The sequence below is a fragment of the Pseudarthrobacter sp. 1G09 genome (assembly GCF_050038305.1).
Lineage (GTDB): Bacteria > Actinomycetota > Actinomycetes > Actinomycetales > Micrococcaceae > Arthrobacter > Arthrobacter equi.
The window spans coordinates 1,548,811-1,569,249 of sequence record NZ_CP188306.1 but is presented as its reverse complement, the minus strand read 5'-3'; the positions used below and the strand labels follow the sequence as shown (position 1 = coordinate 1,569,249).

Here is a 20,439-nt window from a genome sequence, read left to right as displayed (position 1 = left end):
CCATGACCACAAGCGCCGACACGCACTGCCCCTACTGCGCCCTGCAGTGCGCCATGACGCTCACGTCCCCCACAGGACCGGCCCCGGCTGCACAGCCGGGGCCGGTCCCCGTGGCCCTCACCACGGCACCCGCTGCACCGCTCGAGGTCCAGGGGCGCCACTTCCCCACCAACCGTGGCGGCCTGTGCCGCAAGGGCTGGACCTCCGCCAATCTCCTCAACCACCCCGGACGCATCACCGAGCCCCTGCTCAAGGGAACGGACGGCGTGCACCGGCCCATCTCCTGGGACCAGGCCCTGGACCTCGCCGCAGCAGCGGTGAAGGACGCCCGCGCCCGCTACGGTGCAGACGCCGTCGGCGTCTTTGGCGGCGGCGGCCTCACCAACGAGAAGGCGTACCAGCTGGGTAAGTTCGCCAGGCTGGCCCTGGGCACCTCGCGGATCGACTACAACGGCCGCTTCTGCATGTCCTCCGCGGCTGCGGCAGGGATGCACGCCTTCGGCGTGGACCGCGGCCTGCCCTTCCCGCTCGAAGCGCTGGACACGGCCAGCACCATCCTGATGCTGGGCTCCAACGTGGCCGAAACCATGCCGCCCTTCGTCCAGCACCTCAAGGGCGCCCGCGACGCCGGCGGCCTGATCGTGGTGGATCCGCGCCGTTCCGCCACAGCAGATTTCACGGCCGACGGCGGCGGCCTCCACCTCCAGCCCCTTCCGGGCACGGACCTCACCCTGCTGCTGGGCCTCTCCCACGTGGTCATCCACGAAAACCTGGCGGACACCGCCTATGTCAGTGAGCGCACCTCGGGCTACAGCGCCGTAGCCCGCAGCGTCGCGTCCTTCTGGCCAGAACGGGTCCAGTCCCTCACCGGCGTGCCGGCCGACCTCATCCGGGAAACAGCCCGCAGGCTTGCCGCCGGGGCCAGCAAGGGCGGCAGCTACATCCTCACCGGCCGCGGCGTGGAGCAGCACGTGGACGGAACCGACACCGCCACCGCCGCCATCAACCTCAGCCTCCTGCTCGGCCTGCCGGGTTCGGCCCGCAGCGGCTACGGCACCCTGACCGGCCAGGGCAACGGCCAGGGCGGCCGGGAGCACGGGCAGAAAGCCGACCAGCTGCCCGGCTACCGCAAGATCACCGACCCCGCCGCCCGCGCCCACGTGGCCGGCGTCTGGGGCGTTCCCGAGGAGCTCATCCCCGGTCCGGGCCTTCCGGCAGTCCAGCTGCTGAAGTCGCTGGGAAAGAACGACGGCGTCCGTTGCCTTTTCGTCCACGCCTCCAACATTGCGGTCGCCTCGCCGGACGCCAACGCCGTCATCGAGGGACTCCGCAGCCTGGACTTCCTGATGGTCTGCGACTTCTTCATGTCCGAGACGGCAGCCATGGCAGACCTGGTTCTCCCTGTCCTTCAGTGGGCGGAAGAGGAAGGCACCCTGACCAACCTCGAAGGCCGCGTCCTCCGCCGCCGCCGGGCCCTCACACCGCCTGCCGGGGCCCGCAGCGAGCTGTGGATCATGGCCCGGCTCGCCGAACGGCTCGAAGCACCGTCCACTTACAGCGAGGACCCCGAAACCGTCTTCGAGGAACTGCGCCTGGCATCCGCCGGCGGGCTGGCCGACTACTCCGGCATTGACTACGCCATGCTGGACCGCGGGGAAGCCGCCTACTGGCCCTACCCCGCCGGCAGCACCGGAACCCCCAAGCTCTTCCAAAAGAGCTTCGCCCACGCCGACGGCAAAGCCGTGATGACCCCGGTGCTGCCGCGCCGCCGTCGTGCGCCTGCCGAAAACCCCTTGGCAGAAAGTGAAGACGCGGCCGATACCAAGCCCTTCACCCTCATCACCGGCCGCCTCCTGGAGCACTACCAGTCCGGCGCCCAGACGCGGCGGGTCGCCGCGCTCCTTGCCGCCCAGCCTGAGGCCAGAATGCAAATCCACCCGGCCGCGGCAGCCGCGATGGGCGTCACCGAAGGATCATTCGTGTCAGTGGCCAATGAACGCGGCGAGGTGGTGTGCCGGGCCGAACTCAGCACCGCCATCCGCAGCGAGACGGTCTTCCTGCCGTTCCATTTCCCCGAACTGGAAAGTGCCAACCGCCTCACCGAGGCGGCCACCGACCCCATCTCCGGGATGCCCGAATTCAAATTCAACAAGGTGTGGGTCCGGCCGGTGGCCGCACCCGTAGCGAGCAAAGTGCTTCAGACGATGGAGGCCTCATGAGCGAACAGATAGTCATTGTGGGATTCGGGCCGGTGGCCGCCCGGCTGGTTGATGAGCTGCTGCCCGCCGTACGCGCAGGCCAGGTAGCACTGACAGTGGTGGGCGAAGAGACCGAAGCTGCCTACAACCGCGTCCTGGTGGCCGACCTCGGGGTTGGCCGCACCACCGCCGAGGCCCTGGCCCTCTCGGACGCCGGCGCCCTCGCTGCGGACGGTGTGGAGGTCCGGCTGGGCACCCGCGTCCGGCGGGTGGACCGCGCCCGACAGCAGGTCCTGCTCTCGGACGGCACCCCCGTCCACTACGACCGGCTGGTGTTCGCCACCGGTTCCCGGCCCGTGATCCCCAACCTCACCGGAATCAACCCGGACCCCGCCTCACCGGTCCTGCCAGCCGGCGTCACCGCGCTCCGGGACCTCCGGGACGCCGGCGTCCTGCGGCAGGCCGTGGACGGCGGCAAGCGCGTTGTAGTCCTCGGAGGCGGCGTCCTTGGCCTGGAAACGGCGCTCGCAGCGGCTGAGGAAGGCGCCACCGTGACCGTGGTGCACAACGGACCGCACCCGCTGGGCCGCACCATCGACCAGGGCGGCGGCGCTGTCCTGGCGGCGGGCCTGCGGCGATGCGGCGTGCGGATGGCCGGCAACGCGCGCTCCACCGGTGTGGAACACAACGCTCCCGACGGCGGTTTTTCGGCTTTGCTGCTTGATGACGGTTCCGCGATCGACGGCGACCTCCTGGTCATCTCGTGCGGCGTGCGTCCCCGCACCGAGCTGGCAGAGGGATGCGGCCTCTCCACGGCCGCGGGCATCCTGGTGGACCACCGGTTGCGGGCCCACCACGAACCGCACGTCTTCGCGATCGGCGACTGCGCCGAGGTGCGCTGCCCGGACCCCGGCTGCGCCGCATGCCGCACCGCTTCTGGTCCGTCAGGGCTGGTGGGCCCGGGCTGGCGCCAGGCCGAGTGGCTGGCCGAATACCTGACGCTCCTGGCAGCGGGCCTGATCGAGGACGCCGAACTCCTGCCGGAACTGCCGGCCGAACAGCCGGGCATCATCGTCCTTAAGGCGCGCGGCCTGAACATGGCCGTCGCCGGGGACAACGGCGCCGACCCCTGGGACGAGGAAGCGCTCACCGCCGGTGCCGTCAACGGCCGGCCCCGCCTGCAGATCGCCCAGTGGGCGGATCCCGAGCACGGCCGCTACGTCAAGATGACCACGCGCGGCGGCGTGCTGGAGGGACTCGTCGCGGTGGGCATGCCCCGCACCGCGGCAGAGCTCGTGGGGCTCTTCGAACGGAACGCGGAACTGCCGGCCGACCGGTCGCTGCTGCTGCGGCTGGACGGTCCGGACCAGCTGCCGGTCAGCGGCTCAGCGGATCCTGCCGGAACCGTGTGCCGCTGCGCCGGGGTCAGCGGAGCGGTGATCCAGGGCGCCGTGGAGGAAGGCTGCGCCACGGTGGCCGAGGTGTCCAAGGCAACCCGCGCCGGGACCGGCTGCGGCGGCTGCCACGAGGCCATCAGGGGCCTCATCGAACGGCACTTCCAGGCGGTACCGGCAGCCTGACCGGGGCCTGCACAGGATCGGCAGGGCCGGCAGCCGCTTTTCCAGGACGTACCTGCCTGGTCAAGCTCCCCGTTGTCCACGGCCTCGGCATACTCCGTCAGGTCCGGACCCGGCTGGAAGTCCACGAACTGGTCCTTCAGTTTATGCAGCTGCCCGCGCGGCGGTCCAGCCTTCAGGACGCCCGGCCGCAGGGCGCCTCTTCACACCCCGAACATACGTCCCGCCAGCAGGTAGATTCCGTAGAAGGCGGAAGCCAGGAGGACAGCCAGATAAGCCAGCACCAGCCGCGTATCGCGCAGGTAGCACTTGGACTTCTTGAGGCCGCGTCGACGCGCTTTCCAGTATCCAATGAGTCCTATGGCTGCAAAGACGGACAGCGCCAGGGGACCCGCGAGCCACCCCAGCAGGGCAATTGTGGCGAAGATGCACAGGCGCAAGGGGTCAAAAGGCGCTTCTTCGGTGCTGCCAGGGCCGGAACCCGGTGGGGCCGAGGGTGCTTCAGGAGTGGTGCCGTGCCTCCCGCCCAGCAGCTGTGAGGGCAGCGGCCCGGCGGCGATCCGCCTGGCATGCGACGCTGGGTCCATCATTCCTCCCTAAACCTGACGCATCGGGAGCAGCCGGACACCGGTGGCGGTACTCATGCGCTGCCTCGCCAGCGAAGGCCATGCCTGCACTGCGCAGAACGGAGCACACTGGTGGGCGCCGGCGTCGCTCTTGGTTCCCACGTGGACGCAGCATTGGGTCAGCCGCTCCTCGATCATCGTGGAGATGTCCATGAAAGGCTTGACCATGATCCGGGTGACCCGTTCCGCGAGGAGCCTGCGCAGGCGTTGTTGCTGGCCAGGGAGCTTGCCTGCCGCCAGGGTGGTCAGCGTGCCGATGCCCAAATCGCACTGGGAGCAGATGTTCTTCCAGAGGTCCATGGTGCGTGGGTGGGACAGCGACGCCTGCTCGCTCAGCAGGTCCAGCAGCGAGGTTTTCATCAGGTTCCGCAGCTCCAGCGGGATGGAGCTGTCAGCGATCCGGTTCGCAAGGCTGTCCGGGTTGAGCTCCAGCCACGTCAACAGCTGATCGTGCCCGATCAATGATGTCAGGGACCTCCAGACTCCCGCGTCGTCCTTCAGCATGTAGCCCACCGAGGCGCAGTGCGGGTGGGAGCAGGGCAGTGCCGTGAGGTCGTGCCAGGACACTACGCCGTTGGTCTGCTCAGCCAACCTCTCCAGGACGCCTGTGTGGGTGAGCCGGTCCAAGGGATCGATGCCGTGTCCGCGTCCTGAACCGAAGACGGGCTGCAGCGCCACCCCGCCAATAAAGGGAGTCTCCAGGGCACGCGTCACTACGGCACCCACTTCACCATCGTTGACCCCAAGGGATGCCGTCATGGTCAGCGTGGTAAAGATGCCCGCTTCCGACAAGCGGGAGATTGCCGCGTCCTTGTAGCGGGTCAGATCCCCGCCGCGGTGGTAAATCGACGATTCCCTGGACGGACCGTCGTACTGGAGGTACACCTCCACCCTGTCCCGGTGCCCTGCCAGCAGGCCGAGGAGGTCGTCATCGGCGGCAATCAGCATGCCGTTGCTGTTCACCATGATCCGGACGATCGGCCGGGAAACGAGTTCGTCCAGCAGTTCGGCCAGATAGGGGTACAGCGTAGGTTCACCGCCGGAGAGCATCAGCACATCCAGCCGGTTGTTCTCCCGGGCCAAGCGGGTGTCCACACTGTCGAGCACCTCCTGAAGCGGCGCGACTCCCTGCAGTTGCGGGCCCGACGCCGTAAAACAGGTGGGACAGCGCAGGTTGCAGTGCTCGATGATGTCCTGCAGGAGGATACAGGTGTGCTGAGTCTGCATGGCCGGAAGCCCGAAGGCATAGGCCTCAGGGACAGCGCGGAAATTGTCGGTCTGGTCAGGGATGTGCTGCTTCGTGGGCGCCTGCCACTTCTCCAGGTAGCGCAGGATTTCCGCCGACTCGTCGTACAGGGTGCGGACCAGGCCATGGTCCGGGCAGCCGCGTTCGAGCCACACACGACCTTCACGGACAAGCAACGCCCCGGACAGCCGCCGGACCTCGCTGAGTGGCGCGTCGGTTCCGTGGCATTGGGGGCAGAAAGCGGTCACATAACGGTGGATCCTGTCACCGCGCAGCGGCTGGCCTGGCCCTGGCAACTGTTGAGTCCTCATGATTCGGCACCCTTCTTCAAATTTCGACCTGTGTAAGGGCACCCACGCAAAGTCCCCCGCCGAGCAACGTGAAAATGCCGAGCCCAATCAGTAAGCCCGCTCCGGTGCGTGAAGTGCGGGGATTAACGGCAAGAACCATGGCCAGCCCCAGATAGACGGCGATCGGTACGAAGGCGGCCGAGCCGGCGAAGATGCTGTTTGCCCATGCATTCGGTGGTCCGGTGTTCGGCGCTCCGATGCCGATTGTTGCCCAAAGGTAGAGGATGTACAGGGCCAGAGCGCCGAACAACGTTCCGGACCCCAGATGACCACCCCGGTTTTCCCGCTTCTGACCACGCCCTTGCTCCCTTGGCGGCGGAACCGGCTGGTCGTCGTTCATGTCAGGCCCGGACCTGGGCAAGGAACGTAACGCAGAGTCCGCCACCCAGCAACAGGAAGGCACCCAGGCCGATCAGCAGCCCTGTCCCCAAGCGCGACGTCCGGCGACGCACTGCCAGCACGATCGCCACCGCCAGGTACAGGGCGATGGGGATGAACGGGGCCGGGATGGAGAGGAAGGTGGCCGACCAGGCATAAGGCCCCTGTGCCATTGTTCCCAGGACGTAAACGGCGTACAGGGCCAGGGCACCGAAAAAAGCCCCCAAACTCATTGATCCGGATTTCGGGGCTTGCGGCGCCGGGTCGTCCTGGTTCGGCGGTGGCGGCGGGGCGTCGGACGTGTTGTCACTCATGCTGCGGTTCCTTCCATCTCGCGGCGGAGGAGTGGGCCGAAGACACGCCGGACCCGCAACACCAGGAGGGGCAACACTGCCAACAGGAACCATTGGGGCCTGCTCATCCCCAGCCAGAGCACCTCGTTGCCCCGGACGAATTCGACGAGGAACCTGAAGAGGGCATAGGCGCTGACGAAGCAGATAAAGAGATCGCCGGGATGGGGCAGGCGGTCCCGGTAGCGCCACATAAGGGCAAAGGCCGCAACGTGGAAGACAATCTCGTAGGCGAACGAGGGATGAAGTCCCACCCCGACCTGAGCGCCGGTCAGCGCGGCCTGCGCAGGAGTGAGGATGACTCCCCAGGCTCCCCCGGTCGGCGTTCCGGGGAGCTCTGTTAGAAGGCAGCCGGTACGCCCAAGGATGAGCGCCAGGGCTACTGCCGGGGCCAGCAGGTCACCCGTCGGCTGCCGGTAACCGGTCAATCGTTTGGCCAGGAGGACGCCGAACCAGGCTCCTACCAGGCCGGCCAGGATGCTGCGGTCGCCATTGCCCCACCAGTCAGCCAGTGAAACTTGGCGCGAGATGTCCCAAGTGAGCACCCTGGAACCGATGGCTCCGAACGCAACGGCAAAACCTGCAACAGGCCACAACCGGGGATCGCTGAGCCCGCGGCGACGCTTCTCGTACGCGTAGAACAGCAGGGCTGCGAGGATTCCCAGCCCGACGAAGCCGGCATGTACCAGCCCGTTTCCCGCGAAGGGAAGCCCGATCATGAGCAGAGTGTAACAACGGGTTGCCCGTGGAATGCGGGCCCTTCGGCCCTTACATGGGCGGGTGCCCTACATGTGGACGTGCAGGCGCCGGGCGGCTTCGGAAATGGAGCCGGTCAGCGACGGGTACACCGTGAAGGTGCTGGCGACGTCGTCAACGTGGAGCTTCTGCTTCACGGCGATGGCGATGGGGAAGATCAGCTCCGACGCGTTCGGACCAACCACCACGCCGCCAATCACAGTCCCGGATCCCTTCCGGGCAAAAATCTTCACGAAGCCGTCACGGGCGCTGCGCATCTTGGCGCGGGCGTTGCTGCGCATTGAGAGCTTCACGACGTCGCCCTGGTACTTTCCGGAGTCGATGTCGGCTTCCGAGACACCCACGTTGGCGATTTCCGGTGAGGTGAAGATGTTGGAGGCCACCTGGTGCAGCTTCAGCGGAGTCACGCCGTCGCCCATGAAGTGGGCCACGGCGATCCGGCCCTGCATGGCGGCCACGGAGGCAAGCGGCAGGACGCCGGTGCAGTCACCGGCGGCGTAGACGTTCGGGGCGCTGGTGCGTGAAACGCCGTCCACCTTGATGTGGCCGCTTTCGCTGACGGCTACGCCGGCTTCCTCGAGTCCGATGCCGTCGGTGTTGGGGATGGACCCCAGGCACAGGAGGCAGTGGCTGCCGGTGACCTTGGTGCCGTCGCTGAGCGTGACCACCACGCCGTCGTCGGTCCGCTCCACCGATTCGGCGCGTGAGCGGGACAGCACGCGGACACCGCGGCGTTCGAACACTTCCTCCAGGACCACGGCGGCGTCAACGTCCGAGCCCGGGAGCACCCTGTCACGGCTGGATACCAGCGTCACCTTGGAGCCCAGGCCGTTGTAGGCGGAGGCGAACTCGGCGCCGGTGACGCCGGAGCCCACCACGATCAGTTCCTCGGGCAGTTCATCGAGGTTGTACAGCTGTGTCCAGTTGAGGATGCGTTCGCCGTCGGGACGGGCGGTGGCCAGTTCGCGCGGGTGGGCGCCGACGGCCAACAGGATGGTGTCCGCCTCGATGGTTTCGGTGCCCTCCGCGGTCAGGACCTCGATGGTGTGGTTGTCCAGGAGCCGGCCGGAGCCGGCGAGAATCCGGACGTTCTGGCTGGCCAGGGCATCGTGGATGTCCTTGGACTGGCTGCGGGCCAGGTTGAGCAGGCGGTCATTGATGTGCTTGAGGTCGGCCCGCATCACGGGGACGAAGTCGCCGCCGTCGACGTCGAACTTAACGCCCAGCTCGCCGGCTTCGGCAACGCGGGTCATCAGGTCCGCCGTGGCGATGAGGGTCTTGGAGGGGACGACGTCGGTGAGGACCGCGGATCCGCCCAGGCCTGCGCGCTCGATAATGGTGACCTGCGCCCCCAGCGAGGCGGCCACCATCGCGGCTTCGTATCCGCCTGGACCACCTCCCAGGATCGCGATCCGGGGTGAACTGAAATCTGGGTGCGTAGTCACAAACGATTATTCTCCCGCATCCTCGCCTGACCACCAAAGAAACCGGTCTCTCAAGGGTGCGGGCCAAGGGGTGGGCGGAGCGGAACCGGCAGGATACCTTGTACCAGTGAGTACAACTGACTTCCTGAACACTGACCCCTTCGCCGCCGCCCGCGCTGCTGCCGACTACATTGCCGAGGAAACCGGGGTGGACACCCACGACGTCGCCCTGGTGCTTGGCTCCGGCTGGGGCGGGGCCGCTGACCTGATTGGCGAAACCACTGCCACCCTGTCAGCCGAAGAGGTGCCCGGTTTCCATGCACCCGCCGTCGAAGGGCACGTGGGAACCATCCGGTCGATCCTGACCACCGAAGGCAAGCGTGCACTGGTCCTCGGTGCCCGGACCCACTACTACGAAGGCAAGGGCGTCCGCGCCGTAGTCCACGGAATCCGCACCGCGGCCGCCGCCGGCTGCAGCACCCTGGTCCTCACCAACGGCTGCGGCGGCCTCAACGAGGACTGGGCGCCGGGCACCCCCGTACTCATCAAGGATCACATCAACCTCACCGCCGCTTCGCCGCTGGAAGGCGCCACGTTCGTAGACCTGACAGATCTTTACTCCGCACGGATCCGCGGGCTGGCCCGCGAGGTGGATTCCAGCCTCGACGAAGGCGTCTACGCACAGTTCCCCGGCCCGCACTACGAGACTCCGGCAGAAGTCCAGTACGCCAAGCGCATCGGCGCCGACCTGATCGGCATGTCCACCGCGCTGGAGGCCATCGCCGGGCGGCACGCCGGCATGGAAGTGTTCGGCATTTCGCTCGTCACCAACCTGGCAGCAGGGATCAGCCCCCAGCCGCTCAGCCACCAGGAGGTGCTGGAATCCGGCCAGGCAGCGGGTCCGAGGATTTCGGCCCTGCTTGCCGGAATCATCGCCAAACTCTGATCCGTGGGGCGCGGCACTGAGGCTTCGGTGCCGCACGGGCAGCGCCAATGACGATAGCGTTATGCCCATGACGTCCTCCGATGCCGATGTTCGCCTGCTCAACGATGCCCGCGAGTGGGCAGCCCAAGACCCGGATCCGGCAACGTCGGCCGAGCTCCTGGAACTCATCCGGGCATCGGCAGACGGAGACCCCGCGGCCCGGCAGGAACTCCAGGACAGCTTCCGCGGCACCCTGCAGTTCGGCACCGCCGGGCTCCGTGCCGCCCTCGGTCCCGGGCCCAACCGGATGAACCGCGTGGTGGTGCGCCGTGCGGCCGCCGGCCTCGCGGACTTCCTTGCCGACGCCGTGGCGACGGCATCCCCGGGAACCCGGCCACGCGCCGTCGTCGGCTATGACGCCCGCCATAACTCGGATGTGTTCGCAGCGGAAACTGCGGCTATCTTTACCGCGGCAGGAATCGAAACCTTCCTGATGCCGGCGGCGCTGCCTACTCCCCTGCTCGCCTATGCCGTCCGCGCCCTGGCATGCGACGGCGGCGTGATGGTCACGGCAAGCCACAACCCACCCCAGGACAACGGCTACAAGGTGTACCTGGGACGCCACGCCGTGGCCGAAAACGGCAACGGTGCCCAGATCGTGGCCCCGTACGACGCCGAAATCGCTGCCCGCATCAGCGCGGTGGGCGCTCTGGACACCATCAAGCTGGCCGCGGACGGCTGGACAGTGCTGGATGGATCGCTCGCGGCCGGGTACCAGTCCGACACGGCGGGACTCGCCCTCCCGGACCTTTTCCCGGCCCGGGACCTGCGGATCGTGCTGACTCCCATGCACGGCGTCGGCGGGGAGACTGCACTCGCGGTGCTGAACGCCGCAGGTTTCGGGGATGTCACCCTGGTCAAGGAGCAGGCCGAACCGGACCCGGACTTCCCCACCGTGAGTTTCCCCAACCCGGAGGAACCCGGCGCGCTGGACCTGGCCCTGGAAACGGCAGACCGCCTCGACGCGGACATCGTCCTGGCCAACGACCCGGATGCCGACCGTGCCGCGGTGGCCGCCAAGGACCCGGACACCGGCGCCTGGCGGATGCTCCGCGGCGATGAGGTGGGCGCCCTCCTGGGCGCGCACGTCGCCGCACGGCATGCTGCCGCGGGCGTGGAAACCCCTGAGGGGGAAAGCCCGGGGGTGTTCGCCAACTCGATTGTGTCCTCGCGGCTGCTCTCCCGCATCGCCGCGGCGGCAGGATTCGCCCACGAGGAAACCCTGACGGGCTTCAAATGGATTTCCCGCGTACCCGGCCTGGTCTACGGGTACGAGGAGGCGCTGGGCTATTGCGTGGCGCCGGACCTGGTCAAGGACAAGGACGGCATTTCCGCAGCCGTCCTCATCGCCGAACTGGCCGCCACCGCCAAGGCCGACGGCAAGACCATCTTCGACACCCTCGATGAGCTCTACCTGCAGCACGGCCTGCACGCCAGTGACCAGCTGAGCATCAGGGTGGCGGACCTTGGCCTGCTGGATGCCATGATGAACCGGCTCCGGGTTTCCCCGCCGGAATCCTTTGGCTCATCGGCAGTCGAGGTCTCCACCGACCTCTCAGTCGGTTCCGACCAGCTGCCGCCCACCGACGGCCTGCTGTACGTGACACGCAACCTCACCCGCGTCATCATCAGGCCCAGCGGCACGGAGCCCAAGCTCAAGTGCTACCTCGAGGTGATCCACCAGGTGGGATCCGCCGCGGAACTGCCCGACGCCCGGCAGGCAGCACGGGCGGCGCTTGACGAGGTCCTCCGCGACATCAGCGAGGCCCTGGGGCTTTAACGCACTGAAGGGGCGCCCCGGGGCGCCCCTTGTGGTTGTTATATGTGTCCGGCCGGGTCACAGCTCCACTTCGACGAAGCCGTCGCTGACGCGGGTGCCGAAGGCTTCGATCCGCAGGCCCGGAGCACTGAAGCATTCGCCCGTTTCGAGGTCGTAGACCTCTTTGTGCAGCGGCGAAGCGATGGTGGGGCGGGAGCCCTTGGAACCGAGGATGCCGCGGGCCATCACGTACGAGCCGGTTGCCGGGTCCTGCTGGGCCACGGCAAAAACGCCGCCAGCAAGCGTGCGGAAAAGCGCCACCTGCCGGCCGCCCACCAGGGCTGCCTCTCCCCATGCGGGTTCGAGGTCCTCCAGGCGGCAGACACGGTGCCAACCTGCCGCGGTTTCCGCTGCTTCGGCGTCGAGTGTCCCGAGTTCCAGTGTTGCCGTCATGTCCGGCTCCTCTCCCTGCGCTGCTTGTCCTGATGTCTCTTGTTGGCAGCCTGAGCGGCCGTGTTCCACGCTAGGCGCCGGGTGTTTCCGCGGCATGCGCCAAATATGTCCGGGGCGTAAAAGAGACCTAACCCGGGCGGAAATGCCCTCGTGATGCAGAAGTTAAGTTGACGAAACAATTGGGAAACTGAAGCGAAACTGCCCCTCCCTAGTCTGGGTGGACTGCTCGACAGAGAAAGCCGCAGAGCACCGTCTGCGGCCCATGCGAAAGGCCCACAGTGACCGAACAGACTCCTAGCACCGAGACTCCGCGCCGCATCGTCGTCGCCGGCGGCGGCCCCGCGGCCCACCGTTTTGCGGACGCCATGCATGCCCGCGGCCTCGACGGCTGGCATGTCACTGTCCTCACCGAGGAAGCCCACCTCCCCTACGACCGGGTGGCACTGTCCAAGGCCCTCACCGACGGCGGGGTCGACCTGACGCTGGGTGCCGCGTCGATGTGGGACCACGGTTCCCTGGACCTGAGGACCGGCGAGCGCGTGGTGAAAATCGAAGCAGGCGCAAAAACTGTGCAGACTGCGGCCGGGAACGCCTACGAATATGACGAGCTGGTGGTGGCAACGGGTTCGGACGCCGTGCGCCTGCCCATTCCCGGTGCCGAACACGCCCACGTGTACCGCACCCTTGAGGACGTGTGGGCCATTAACCAGGCCCTCGCCGAACTCACCGCCAGGCTGGGCCGGAAGGTCAACGCCGTCACCATCGGCGGCGGCCTCCTGGGCCTTGAATCGGCGGCGGGCACCGAGCAGCTTGGCGCCACCCCGGTCGTCATCAACGGCGCTCCCTGGCTGATGAACACCCAGCTGGACGAGGGCGCAGGCCAGGCCCTGGGCCGCCTCATCGAAGCGAAGGGCTTCGAAGTCCATGGTGGCGTGTTCCCTTCCCAAATCCTGGCCGACGACGACGGCCAGGTCACCGGGGTGCTCATGGCGGACGACCGGATCATCCCGGCAGACCTGGTGATTGTCGCCGTCGGCGTCCGTCCCCGGGACGAACTCTTCCGCGCCGCCGAGGGAGAAGAACAGGTCTTTAGCCTGGGCCCCCGCGGGGGCGTGGTCATCAACGACTACTGCGCTACCGAAATCCCGGGCATCTGGGCCATCGGCGAAGTAGCCAACTACGGGGGCATGTGCCTGGGCCTGGTGGCCCCGGCCAACACGATGGCCGAGATCGTGGCGGACAGGCTGCACGGCGGCGACGCCACCTTCCCCGGTTTCGACACCGCCACCAAGCTCAAGCTCTCCGGGGTTGATGTGGCCAGCTTCGGCGACGCCTTCGCGAAGACCGAGCACGCCCTGGAAATCGTCTACGCCGACCCCGCCCGCGGCGTCTACCAGAAGATCGTCACCACCGATGACGCCAAGACCCTGCTGGGCGGCATCTTCGTCGGCGACGCCTCACCGTACATGAGCCTGCGCCCCCTCCTGGGCCGCGAACTCCCCGCCGAGCCGGGCGCGTTCCTCAGCGCAGCCGGCGGCGGTGATGCCCCGGAAACCGAACTTCCGGACGACGCCACCCTGTGCTCCTGCAACAACGTCACGGCCGGGACCATCCGGGACACCATCAACGGCTGCGGCGCCTGCGAGGGCAACGCACCCGTCCAGGAACTCGGCGAGCTCAAGGGCTGCACCCGGGCCGGCACCCAATGTGGTTCCTGCGTCCCGATGCTGAAGAAGCTGCTGGAAACCGAGCTGACCAAGTCCGGCGTCGAGGTCTCCAAGGCCCTCTGCGAGCACATCGAACTGTCCCGCCAGGAACTCTTCGAGACCATCCGTGTCCTGGAACTGACCTCCTTCGAAGAGATCATGGCCAAGTACGGCACCGGCGACGGCTGCGACATCTGCAAGCCCACCATCGCCAACATCCTCGCCAGCCAGAACAGCGCCTACGTCCTCGACGCCGGCCGCGGCACCCTGCAGGACACCAACGACCGCGCCCTGGCCAACATGCAGAAGGACGGCACCTACTCGGTGGTACCCCGCATCGCCGGCGGTGAAATCACCCCCAAGAAGCTTGGCGTGATCGCCGCCGTGGCGGAAAAGTACAACCTGTACACCAAGATCACCGGCGGCCAGCGGATCGACATGTTCGGTGCCCGGCTGGAGGAGCTGCCGGAAATCTGGAAGGAACTGGTGGACGCCGGCTTCGAATCCGGTCAGGCGTACGGCAAGAGCCTTCGCACGGTGAAGTCCTGCGTCGGTTCCACCTGGTGCCGCTTCGGCGTCCAGGACTCCGTGGCCATGGCCATCCAGCTGGAGCTGCGGTACCGCGGCCTCCGCAGCCCGCACAAGCTCAAGATGGGCGTCTCCGGCTGCGCCCGCGAATGCGCCGAGGCCCGCGGCAAGGACGTGGGCGTCATCGCGACGGCGGACGGCTGGAACCTCTACGTCGGCGGCAACGGCGGTGCCACCCCGGCGCACGCCCAGCTGCTGGCCAAGGACCTCGACGACGAAACCCTGGTCAAGTACATCGACCGCTACTTCATGTACTACATCCGCACCGCCGACCGCCTGCAGCGCACCGCGCGCTGGCAGGAGGAACTCGACGGCGGCATCAAGCACGTCGAGGACGTGGTGGTCAAGGACACCCTGGGCATCGCCGAGGACCTTGAAGCGGCGATGGCCAAGCACGTCGACACCTACATCGACGAGTGGGCCGACACCCTGAAGGACCCGGAGCGCCTGCGCCGGTTCCGCTCCTTCGTCAACGCACCGGACCAGAAGGACGACTCCATTGCCTTCGTCCCGGATGAGCGTGGCCAGATGCGCCCCGCAACGGCCGAAGAGAAGGCAGCCGCTGCCCAGCAGCCCGTCCTCCTCGGAGCCTCCATCGCGGTCCGTCCCGGCACGCCCGCACCCGTTGGAAACGAGGCATAACCATGCAGCTCAGCATCGACCTCACGGGCCGCGAGGTCCTGGTGACCGGAACAGACACCGCCGCGCGGCAGGCCGTACGGCGCTACGAAGCCGCGGGCGCCGTCGTCCGCCGCCTCGCCGGCCCGCAACGCACCGCCGCGCTCCCGGAGAAGCCGTTCATGGTGGCCGCGGTCGACGACGGGCAGCCGGGCTGGGAGCCGCTGCTCCAGCAATACCGGGCTGCCGGCGTCCCGGTCGCCACGGAACCTGCAGCAGGCGCCGCCGGGCATGTGACCCTGGTGGGCGGCGGACCCGGCACCACCGAGCTCCTGACCGTTGCCGCCGTCAAGGCGCTGCGCGACGCGGACGTGGTGTTCTACGACCGGCTGGCACCCTGCCAGGACCTGCCTGCCCTGACCAGCGCCGAGCTGGTGGATGTGGGAAAGAAGCCCGGGCACCACAAGGTAGGCCAGTCCGATATCGAAAAGCTCATGGTGGACAGCGCCCTGGCCGGCAATAACGTGGTCCGCCTCAAGGGTGGAGATCCCTACGTGTTCGGCCGCGGCGGCGAGGAAGTGGCCGCCTGCGTGGCTGCCGGGGTTAAGGTCCAGGTGGTGTCCGGTGTCACCAGCGCCATCTCCGTGCCTGCCGCGGCGGGGATACCCGTCACGCACCGCAACGTGAGCCACATGTTCACGGTGGTGTCCGGGCACGCTCCGCTCACCGAAAAGGAGCATCATCACCTTGCCGGCCTGGGCGGCACCATCGTGGTGCTGATGGGCATCGGAACGCTGCACCACCTGGCTGCAGGACTCCGCCGGGCAGGCATGCGGGCCGATATGCCCATGGCAGTGGTGGAACGGGGTTACCGTCCCGGCCAGCGCACCACCATCGCAGACCTCGGCACCATCGCCTCGGCTGCTGCAGGCTGCAGCAACCCCGCCGTCCTGGTGATCGGCGAGGTGGTGCGGGTGGCGGAAGCCAACCGTGGGCACGCTGAAGCCGCAGCCGACCTGGACCGGCTGGCGGCCTCGCTGCTCGGTTCGTGAAAGGATTGACCCCCATGAATGCACTTGCACCGGCCGAAACGGCAGACGCCACCGGGGCGGCCGCCGCCGCGGAGGCCCAGGCGGCCGAATCACCGCTGGAGGGCTTCCGCATCGGTGTGACCTCGCACCGGCGCTCCCAGGACCTGATCGACGCCCTTGAGCGCCGCGGCGCCGAGGTGATCCATGCCCCGGCCCTCAAGATCGCTCCGGTCCAGGAGGACCTCCGCCTCATCGAGGACACCCGCACCATCATCGCGGCCAAACCGGACCTGTGCATCGCCACCACCGCCTACGGCATGCGCCGCTGGTGCGAAGCGGCGGACACGTTCGGCATCGGCGACCAGCTGCTCGAAACCCTGGGCGCCTGCCGGATGTTCGTCCGCGGCCCCAAGGCCCGTGGCGCGGTCCGCGCGGCCGGCCTCGCCGACGTCGGAATCAGCAGCGACGAAACCACCGCAACGCTGGTGGACATGCTGCTGGCGGAGGGAGTGCGCGGCAAGACCGTCGCGGTCCAGCTGCACGGCTACACGGACGTCCGCCAGCTGGAACGGCTGCGCATGTCCGGTGCCACCGTCCTGACCGTCACCCCGTACCGCTGGGTCAAGCCGGACGGTGCTGACCGGCTCCCCCGCCTGATCGAGGCCGCCTGCAGCGGAAACCTCGACGTCCTCACCTTCACCAGTGCACCCGCCGTCGACGCCATGTGGAGCACCGCCCACGAAATGGGCGTCTACAAGCAGCTGATCGAAAGCCTGAAGACCAACGTGACCACCGCCGTGGTGGGCCCTGTCACCGCCCAGCCGCTGCTGGACGCCGGGGTTAAGCCGCTGATCCCGGAGCGATTCCGGATGGGCGCGCTGATCCGGCTTGTCGTCGAGCACCTGGCGTTGAACCATGTGCGTCGGCTGGACACCCGGTCCGGGAACATAGAGCTCCGCGGCCGCAGCCTCCGCATCGACGGCCAGGCGGTGGAGCTCGCTCCCGCTCCCCTGCTGCTGCTCCGCGCCCTGCTCGGCGCCGGCGGGGCGGTCCTCTCCCGCGAGGCGTTGTCCGACCTGCTGGAACTGCGCGGTTCGGTGCACGCACTGGACATGACCGTCAGCCGGCTCCGGTCCTCGCTGCCCGACGGCAAGCTCATCGAAACCGTGGTCAAGCGGGGCTACCGGATCCGGGTCTAGCCGTTACGGCCGGCGGCGAGGGCCTCCAGGCGATGGCGGCGGGTAACGGCGCGGGCCGGCCGAATGTGTCCAAGTCGGGCGCAATGAGATGCAGGTCACCGGTTCTGTTACCGGCCGGTAAATACTGGCGAACACCGGGGTGCTGAACGGCAACTGGCGGGAAACACGCCGGAAAAGCCGCACGCCTACGCTGGGTTCCATCATGAACTTCCGGCCGTTTCCCGGCCGCCAGCGAAAGGGCCAGCACATGTCCGCTCCGGCACCCACCACGTCCACCTCCGCCGCCACCCGCATCGTCATCGCCGGAGCAGGGCCAGCTGCCCGCGCCCTGGTCCGGCAGCTGGACCAGGGCCGCTTCGCTGGCAGCATCACCGTCCTGAGCAACCGCGACGACGCCCCCGAGGACCTGCTGGAACTTGCCCTGCTGCCGCAGGTGTCAGTCCGCTTCGGCCAGCCAGCCAGCCACATCGATGCCGATAACCGCACCGTGGCCACGGCTGACGGCATGGAGTTCGCCTACGACCAACTGGTCATCGCCACCGGTTCGGCCCCCGTGGCCGCGCCCGTCGAGGGCGCCGCACAGTGCCTGAGCTACTCCACCATCGACGACGCCGCCCGCATTGCGGACCGGGTGCAGGAAGTCACCCGGGAACTGGGGCGCCGTCCGCTCGGGATCCTGGTGGGCACCGGGGCGGCCGCAGGCCAGGCTGAGGCCGTGCTGCGCGCCAAGGGCGTCCGTCCGGTCCGCACCACCGCCCGGCCGGCCGCCGTCGTGCCCGGAACCTCAACCTTTGGCCTGGCCGCCTCGGCCGTGGTTTTCGAGGACGGCAGCAGCATGTCCGGGGACCTGGTGGTCCTTGCCGAGGACCGCGTGTCCTGCGACGGCCTTGCCGCCAGCGCGGGTCTGCGGACGGCCGCCACCGGAGGCATCGTCATCAGCCAGGACTTCCGGACTTCGGTTCCCGGTATCTGGGCCATCGGGGACGCGGCAGCGTTCGACGGCGTACGGCTGGGTTTGCTGGTGGCGGCGGCTTCCGCTGCGGGGGCCTGCGCCACGCAGCTGCTCACGGCGGCTTCGGCAGCCGCGCACCTGCCCGAGGCATCAAGGGAAGCAGCAGCTGCGGTGCCGTCGCCGGCACGGTCCCTCCAGGCAGCCGCCTGACGCCTGGCGCAGCGCGGGTTGCAGTGTGGGCACCTGTGACAAGATGGTTCCCGAAACGCGAGTCAAGGACGCGCCGGGCCCACGACGCCCGGGCGAGGCCCCGAGAGGACCATCATGAGCAACGAAGCCACCCCTTCCGTTCAACCCGCTGCCGCTGCGGCCGGGAATATTGCTTCCTACATCGACCACACGCTGCTGAAGCCCGAAGCCTCAGAGGCTGACGTCCTCAAGGTCTGCGCCGAAGCCGCCGAATACGGTTTCAAGTCCGTCTGCGTCAACCCGGTCTGGGTCAAGACCGTCAAGAAGGCGCTAAAGGGCTCCGGCGTCCTGACCTGCTCCGTGGTGGGCTTTCCGCTGGGGGCAACCCCCACCGATGTGAAGACCTTCGAAGCCCGCGGCGCGGTGCTGGACGGGGCCGACGAAGTGGATATGGTGATCAACATCGCGGCCGCCCGCGCAGAGGACAAGGGCGCCCTGACCGAGGATATCGCCTCGGTAGCGGAGGCAGTGCACGCCAGCGGCGCCATCCTGAAGGTGATCATCGAGACCTCCCTCCTGTCCGACAACCAGAAAGTCCTCGCCTGCGAGGCAGCTGTGGCGGCCGGAGCCGATTTCGTCAAGACCTCCACCGGTTTCAACGGAGGGGGCGCCACGGCCGAAGACGTGGCACTCATGCGCAGGACCGTGGGGCCCGAACTGGGCGTCAAGGCCTCGGGCGGCGTGCGGTCGCTGGCAGACGCTCAGGCTATGATTGCTGCAGGTGCAACACGTATTGGCGCCAGCTCCGGAATTGCCATCGTCAAGGGCGAACAGGGTTCGTCCGCGTACTGACGGCCGCCGGACGCGCCACAATCAAGCCCCGCGGGGCCGAGGAGGAACGAATGTCCAGCAAGATCAACGCGTCCAACGAGGGCACAGCGAACACGGGCACTGTCCGCACTCCCCAGAATGAAAACAAGCTCGCCGGCACCATCGTCGTGTTCGTGATCATGATGGCCCTCTTCCTCGGCGCCGTCTACTCGCTGTCCTTCCTGACGCTTGGCAACCCGTGGCCGATGGCCGTTTGCCTGGGCCTGTTCGCCCTGGCCTTCTGGATTCCGCAGACCATCCTCGGCCGCTCGGATTCCGCCGGCGAACACTAAGCCTGCACACGCACAAAGACCCCCGGACGCCGTCCGGGGGTCTTTTGCTGTTCCAGGCCCGTGCGCCTGCCCTCAGGCGAACCAGGGGGCAATCCAGGCGGTGGCAGCTGCCACCACCCGCGGCCACTGGTTCCGGGCAATGGCCCAGCCCGCCACCGTCAGCCCCACCATGGCGTAGGCGCTGACGGGGATCAGCACCAGCCATTCGCGCTTGGACCCCGCCCGGCCCAGCAGGGGCAGTGACAGCGCCCCGTTGGGCCGCCAGACGTTCCGCAGCAGCGGCACCTTCCGCAAGAGTTTCGGCGGCCGGATCACCAGGGGCCACAGCAGCGGCACTCCCCCGGTGGTGATGAGGTCTCCCACGATATGGACCACCACACCGATGAGCATCGACATGGGCAGCCAGGTCCACTGGTGCGGCGCGTACACCGTGACCAGCCCGGCCATCACCAGGGCGAAGATCCAGTTGGAGATGAACCCGCTCTTCGGAAACAGCTTCAGGGCCTTGGCAGCGATGTTGATCAGGAACATGCACAGCAGCCCTGCGCCCACGGACAGCAGCCCCCACGGGGTTTCCATCTGCACTTGCGCGGCCACACCGGCGAGGAGCACGAACCCGGCGGCGCCCAGGACCGAGTGGGTGCCCTGGCGGTGGCCGCCGCTGGCGGTTTCGATGCCCCTTGCTATGGCGTTGGACAACGGTGGCAGCGAATGGGCCACGGTGCTGGACCGGTGGTCCCAGTCGCAGACCAGCGCGGTGCCGGCCGTGGCCATGCCGCCGATGAGGATGCCCGTGGGGTCCAGCGGGTACCAGCCCAGCGTGTACGGGCCGGTGGACGCAACAGCTACCCACGCCGCGGCTCCCGATGCGGCGTGGTGACCTCCCATCAA

General features: G+C 68.0%; 18 protein-coding genes. 10 read left to right on the top strand and 8 right to left on the bottom strand.

Annotated features, from left to right (window positions below):
- The first annotated feature begins 2 nt into the window (after nucleotides 1-2).
- Together ACP3TD_RS07295 and ACP3TD_RS07290 are read left to right on the top strand one after the other, a co-directional pair.
- Complete coding sequence (locus ACP3TD_RS07295) at nucleotides 3-2,219, top strand: molybdopterin oxidoreductase family protein (protein ID WP_426766465.1); 2,217 nt, start codon at nucleotides 3-5, stop codon at nucleotides 2,217-2,219.
- Nucleotides 2,216-3,778 (top strand): FAD-dependent oxidoreductase, encoded by a 1,563-nt coding sequence (locus ACP3TD_RS07290; protein WP_426766464.1) that lies wholly within the window; start codon nucleotides 2,216-2,218, stop codon nucleotides 3,776-3,778. The genes ACP3TD_RS07295 and ACP3TD_RS07290 overlap by 4 nt, the downstream gene beginning before the upstream one ends.
- Nucleotides 3,779-3,978: 200 nt before the next feature.
- Here the strand turns inward: ACP3TD_RS07290 and ACP3TD_RS07285 are convergent, their stop codons facing one another.
- From ACP3TD_RS07285 to ACP3TD_RS07260, 6 genes are all read right to left on the bottom strand, one after another.
- Complete coding sequence (locus tag ACP3TD_RS07285) at nucleotides 3,979-4,362, bottom strand: hypothetical protein (RefSeq protein WP_426766462.1); 384 nt, start codon at nucleotides 4,360-4,362, stop codon at nucleotides 3,979-3,981.
- A 9-nt stretch (nucleotides 4,363-4,371) separates the two neighbouring features.
- Nucleotides 4,372-5,958 (bottom strand): radical SAM protein, encoded by a 1,587-nt coding sequence (locus ACP3TD_RS07280; RefSeq protein WP_426766460.1) that lies wholly within the window; start codon nucleotides 5,956-5,958, stop codon nucleotides 4,372-4,374.
- Between the two features lie 16 nt (nucleotides 5,959-5,974).
- Nucleotides 5,975-6,337, bottom strand: coding sequence for a hypothetical protein (locus ACP3TD_RS07275; protein WP_426766458.1), 363 nt, complete (start codon nucleotides 6,335-6,337; stop codon nucleotides 5,975-5,977).
- A 1-nt stretch (nucleotide 6,338) separates the two neighbouring features.
- Entirely contained in the window at nucleotides 6,339-6,689 is a 351-nt protein-coding gene (locus tag ACP3TD_RS07270) for a hypothetical protein (RefSeq protein WP_426766456.1), read from the bottom strand.
- Nucleotides 6,686-7,444 carry a prolipoprotein diacylglyceryl transferase gene (locus ACP3TD_RS07265; RefSeq protein ID WP_426766454.1) on the bottom strand — a complete coding sequence of 253 codons (759 nt, stop codon included), beginning with the start codon at nucleotides 7,442-7,444 and terminating at the stop codon, nucleotides 6,686-6,688. Before ACP3TD_RS07265 ends, ACP3TD_RS07270 begins: the two co-directional genes overlap by 4 nt.
- Nucleotides 7,445-7,510: 66 nt before the next feature.
- Nucleotides 7,511-8,926, bottom strand: coding sequence for an NAD(P)H-quinone dehydrogenase (locus ACP3TD_RS07260; RefSeq protein WP_015936523.1), 1,416 nt, complete (start codon nucleotides 8,924-8,926; stop codon nucleotides 7,511-7,513).
- A 106-nt stretch (nucleotides 8,927-9,032) separates the two neighbouring features.
- On the opposite strand from ACP3TD_RS07260, the gene ACP3TD_RS07255 reads away from it, so the two are divergent.
- Nucleotides 9,033-9,851: a purine-nucleoside phosphorylase gene (locus ACP3TD_RS07255; protein ID WP_426766451.1), complete on the top strand. Its 819-nt coding sequence runs from the start codon at nucleotides 9,033-9,035 to the stop codon at nucleotides 9,849-9,851.
- Nucleotides 9,852-9,918: 67 nt separating this feature from the next.
- Entirely contained in the window at nucleotides 9,919-11,670 is a 1,752-nt protein-coding gene (locus ACP3TD_RS07250) for a phospho-sugar mutase (protein WP_426766449.1), read from the top strand.
- Nucleotides 11,671-11,727: 57 nt separating this feature from the next.
- Here the strand turns inward: ACP3TD_RS07250 and nirD are convergent, their stop codons facing one another.
- Nucleotides 11,728-12,102 carry a nitrite reductase small subunit NirD gene (nirD, locus tag ACP3TD_RS07245; RefSeq protein WP_426766447.1) on the bottom strand — a complete coding sequence of 125 codons (375 nt, stop codon included), beginning with the start codon at nucleotides 12,100-12,102 and terminating at the stop codon, nucleotides 11,728-11,730.
- A 278-nt stretch (nucleotides 12,103-12,380) separates the two neighbouring features.
- On the opposite strand from nirD, the gene nirB reads away from it, so the two are divergent.
- The 6 genes from nirB (at nucleotide 12,381) to ACP3TD_RS07215 (ending at nucleotide 19,548) form a co-directional block, all read left to right on the top strand.
- Nucleotides 12,381-15,038, top strand: coding sequence for a nitrite reductase large subunit NirB (gene nirB, locus ACP3TD_RS07240; protein WP_426766445.1), 2,658 nt, complete (start codon nucleotides 12,381-12,383; stop codon nucleotides 15,036-15,038).
- A 2-nt stretch (nucleotides 15,039-15,040) separates the two neighbouring features.
- Complete coding sequence (gene cobA / locus ACP3TD_RS07235) at nucleotides 15,041-16,066, top strand: uroporphyrinogen-III C-methyltransferase (RefSeq protein ID WP_426766443.1); 1,026 nt, start codon at nucleotides 15,041-15,043, stop codon at nucleotides 16,064-16,066.
- Nucleotides 16,067-16,080: 14 nt separating this feature from the next.
- Complete coding sequence (locus ACP3TD_RS07230; RefSeq protein ID WP_426766442.1) at nucleotides 16,081-17,244, top strand: uroporphyrinogen-III synthase; 1,164 nt, start codon at nucleotides 16,081-16,083, stop codon at nucleotides 17,242-17,244.
- A 247-nt stretch (nucleotides 17,245-17,491) separates the two neighbouring features.
- Entirely contained in the window at nucleotides 17,492-18,406 is a 915-nt protein-coding gene (locus tag ACP3TD_RS07225) for an FAD-dependent oxidoreductase (protein ID WP_426766440.1), read from the top strand.
- A 114-nt stretch (nucleotides 18,407-18,520) separates the two neighbouring features.
- A complete protein-coding gene (gene deoC / locus ACP3TD_RS07220) occupies nucleotides 18,521-19,237 on the top strand; it encodes a deoxyribose-phosphate aldolase (RefSeq protein ID WP_426766438.1) in 717 nt (238 codons plus the stop codon).
- Nucleotides 19,238-19,287: 50 nt separating this feature from the next.
- Entirely contained in the window at nucleotides 19,288-19,548 is a 261-nt protein-coding gene (locus ACP3TD_RS07215; RefSeq protein ID WP_056081798.1) for a hypothetical protein, read from the top strand.
- Between the two features lie 72 nt (nucleotides 19,549-19,620).
- On the opposite strand, the gene ACP3TD_RS07210 is transcribed toward ACP3TD_RS07215, so the two are convergent.
- Nucleotides 19,621-20,436 carry a metal-dependent hydrolase gene (locus ACP3TD_RS07210; RefSeq protein ID WP_426766436.1) on the bottom strand — a complete coding sequence of 272 codons (816 nt, stop codon included), beginning with the start codon at nucleotides 20,434-20,436 and terminating at the stop codon, nucleotides 19,621-19,623.
- Between the last annotated feature and the right edge of the window lie 3 nt (nucleotides 20,437-20,439).

Excerpts from the sequence above, each read along its gene's own strand:
- ACP3TD_RS07270 (WP_426766456.1), bottom strand. The coding sequence starts at position 6,689 with ATGAGTGACAACACGTCCGACGCCCCGCCGCCACCGCCGAACCAGGAC.
- ACP3TD_RS07285 (WP_426766462.1), bottom strand. The coding sequence starts at position 4,362 with ATGGACCCAGCGTCGCATGCCAGGCGGATCGCCGCCGGGCCGCTGCCC.
- cobA (WP_426766443.1), top strand. The coding sequence starts at position 15,041 with ATGCAGCTCAGCATCGACCTCACGGGCCGCGAGGTCCTGGTGACCGGA.
- ACP3TD_RS07230 (WP_426766442.1), top strand. The coding sequence starts at position 16,081 with ATGAATGCACTTGCACCGGCCGAAACGGCAGACGCCACCGGGGCGGCC.
- ACP3TD_RS07275 (WP_426766458.1), bottom strand. The coding sequence starts at position 6,337 with ATGAACGACGACCAGCCGGTTCCGCCGCCAAGGGAGCAAGGGCGTGGT.
- nirD (WP_426766447.1), bottom strand. The coding sequence starts at position 12,102 with ATGACGGCAACACTGGAACTCGGGACACTCGACGCCGAAGCAGCGGAA.
- ACP3TD_RS07250 (WP_426766449.1), top strand. The coding sequence starts at position 9,919 with ATGACGTCCTCCGATGCCGATGTTCGCCTGCTCAACGATGCCCGCGAG.
- ACP3TD_RS07280 (WP_426766460.1), bottom strand. The coding sequence starts at position 5,958 with ATGAGGACTCAACAGTTGCCAGGGCCAGGCCAGCCGCTGCGCGGTGAC.
- ACP3TD_RS07265 (WP_426766454.1), bottom strand. The coding sequence starts at position 7,444 with ATGATCGGGCTTCCCTTCGCGGGAAACGGGCTGGTACATGCCGGCTTC.
- ACP3TD_RS07225 (WP_426766440.1), top strand. The coding sequence starts at position 17,492 with ATGTCCGCTCCGGCACCCACCACGTCCACCTCCGCCGCCACCCGCATC.
- ACP3TD_RS07210 (WP_426766436.1), bottom strand. The coding sequence starts at position 20,436 with ATGGGAGGTCACCACGCCGCATCGGGAGCCGCGGCGTGGGTAGCTGTT.
- ACP3TD_RS07290 (WP_426766464.1), top strand. The coding sequence starts at position 2,216 with ATGAGCGAACAGATAGTCATTGTGGGATTCGGGCCGGTGGCCGCCCGG.
- ACP3TD_RS07215 (WP_056081798.1), top strand. The coding sequence starts at position 19,288 with ATGTCCAGCAAGATCAACGCGTCCAACGAGGGCACAGCGAACACGGGC.
- deoC (WP_426766438.1), top strand. The coding sequence starts at position 18,521 with ATGAGCAACGAAGCCACCCCTTCCGTTCAACCCGCTGCCGCTGCGGCC.
- ACP3TD_RS07295 (WP_426766465.1), top strand. The coding sequence starts at position 3 with ATGACCACAAGCGCCGACACGCACTGCCCCTACTGCGCCCTGCAGTGC.